Below are 2,153 nucleotides of genomic sequence, written 5' to 3'. Positions count from 1 at the left end.
ACCGGGCGCATATCGGTGTCGCCCACATTGACCGCTTCTTGAGCGGTGATCTCGCCGCCCAATTCCTGGAAGACATCGGCAAAGACCTGCTGCAATTGCTCGGCGTAGGGACTGCCGTCGTGGATGGTGGCGGCTTTGCGGATGCCCAGTTCGTTATAGGCGTACTCGGCCATCACCCGGCCCTGGACGTTGTCATTGTGGCAACTGCGCAGGAAGCTGGCCACGTGGCTGGCCGGAGCAGTTAGCGCCGGGGCGGTGCAGGAGGGGGAGATCATGGTCAGCCCGGCGTCATTGTAAATGGGCGCAGCCGGGGTGCAGGAGCTGGAGCAGTTGTGGCCGACGACGGCAACGATGGACTCGTCGGCGGCGATTTTGGTGGCCGCGGTCTGGCCGCCCTCAGCCGAGCAGAGAGTGTCTTCGGCCTGGATTTCGATAGGATGGCCGAGAACTTCACTACGTTGTTTGACGGCGACCTGGACGCCGTAGAGGGCGTCAAGGCCGAGGGTGGCGTTGGGGCCGGAGGTGACCAGGGCCGCGGCGATGCGGATGGGGTCGCCGGGAGCTACAGTGACACAACCCAGGGCGTCGTCACAGCCTTCAACCACCTCTGGTTCCGCGGCTTCACCTTCGGGGGCGGCGGCGCTCTGGTAGGGCGTATACTCCCCAGCCTTGATCTGGTAGACGGCGATCTTCGGGTCCCCACAGTCCCCATTCTCATTGCAGCTCAGCTTGCCGGTGATGCCGTCAAAGTCCGTCGTCCCATACATCGCATCCCGCAACGCCTGCCGCCCGATGATGGTGTTGCCGTCCGCATCTTGCTGGGCCACCTGCTCGATGGCCGTCATGATGATGCTGGCCCCATCATAAGCATGGGCATGGAACACACTCAACGTCCCTTCCCCATACTTCTCCTGGTGCTTCGCCAGAAACTCCTCATACTTGCCCCCGGCAAAGGCCAGGTCCGGACTGGAGATGAACATGTCCTCGGCCGCATCCCCGGCCGCCGCAATGAAGTCCGGTGAGTACAAGCCATCCGCCCCGGCCAGGATCGTCTCTTCCAACCCGGCAATCTCCTTGGCCTGGCTGGTCACAAAGCCGCCTTCGGCAATGAAGATCGGATAGTAGATCAACTCCGGCTGGCCGGTGGCAATGGAGGTCAACACCGGGCGCATATCGGTGTCGCCCACGTTGACCGCTTCCTGGGTGGTGATCTCGCCGCCCAGTTCCTGGAAGACATCGGCAAACACCTGCTGCAATTGCTCGGCATAGGGGCTGCCGTCGTGGATGGTGGCGGCTTTGCGCACGCCCAGGCTGTTGTAGGCAAACTCGGCCATCACCCGGCCCTGAATCTTGTCATTGGGCGCCGTGCGCAGAAAACTGGGCACGTGGCTGTCGGCCGCCGTCAAGGCCGGGGCGGTGCACGAGCCGGAGATCATGGTCAGGCCGGCGTCATTGTAGATCGTCGCCGCCGGGGTGCACGAACTGGAACAGGTGTGACCGACCACGGCTACCACGTCGGGATTGGAGGCCAGTTTGGTGGCGGCGGTCTGGCCGCCTTCGGCCGAGCAGCCGTCATCCTCGACCATCAGTTCGACCGGATGACCGGCCACATCGCCAAAGGCATCGATGGCCAGTTCCACGCCGCGCACCTCGTCGGTGCCGAGGGTTTCGGTGGGGCCGGAGATGGACTGGGCGGCGGCCAGTTTGATGGGCTCGCCGGGGGCGACGGTGACGCAGCCCAGCGGGTCGTCGCAGCCGGCGGGGGCTGCGGCGGCTGGCTCTTCGGTGGCCGGGGCTGCGGCGGCCGGTTCTTCGGCCGCGGGGGCTTCGGTGGCCGGGGCTTCAGCGGCGGGTTCTTCGGCCGGGGGTGCGGGGGTAGCCGCTCCGCCGCAGCCGGCCACCAGGGCCAGGCTGACCAGTAAGGTCAGTAACCAAAATAATCGTGTCCTCATTTTGTTTCTCCTCCAAACTAAAAGACTAATCTTAACTCATCCTTAAAAAGGTCTAATTTCAGGAGTCACGCAATCGCTTTTTTTTCACCTCTTCTCATAATAAAATCTCAATCACCAACTATCGATCAATATCGAACTGGCTGTCTCTATTGGTTACTGCTCAGGCTGGCGAAGTAAGACCCCTCCCCCAACCCCTCCCCG

The 2,153-nt window shown here is 63.0% G+C and carries 1 protein-coding gene; it reads right to left on the bottom strand.

All coding sequences use genetic code 11. From position 1 onward, the window contains the following. Window positions 1–1,952: branched-chain amino acid ABC transporter substrate-binding protein (locus tag AB1634_19415; GenBank protein MEW6221682.1), on the bottom strand; the 1,952-nt coding region annotated here is incomplete at its 3' end. Window positions 1,953–2,153: the final 201 nt, after the last annotated feature.

The sequence above is a fragment of the Thermodesulfobacteriota bacterium genome (assembly GCA_040755095.1).
Lineage (GTDB): Bacteria > Desulfobacterota > Desulfobulbia > Desulfobulbales > JBFMBH01 > JBFMBH01.
The sequence above is the reverse complement of the archived record's forward strand: the minus strand, read 5'-3'. Positions and strand labels throughout refer to the sequence as shown.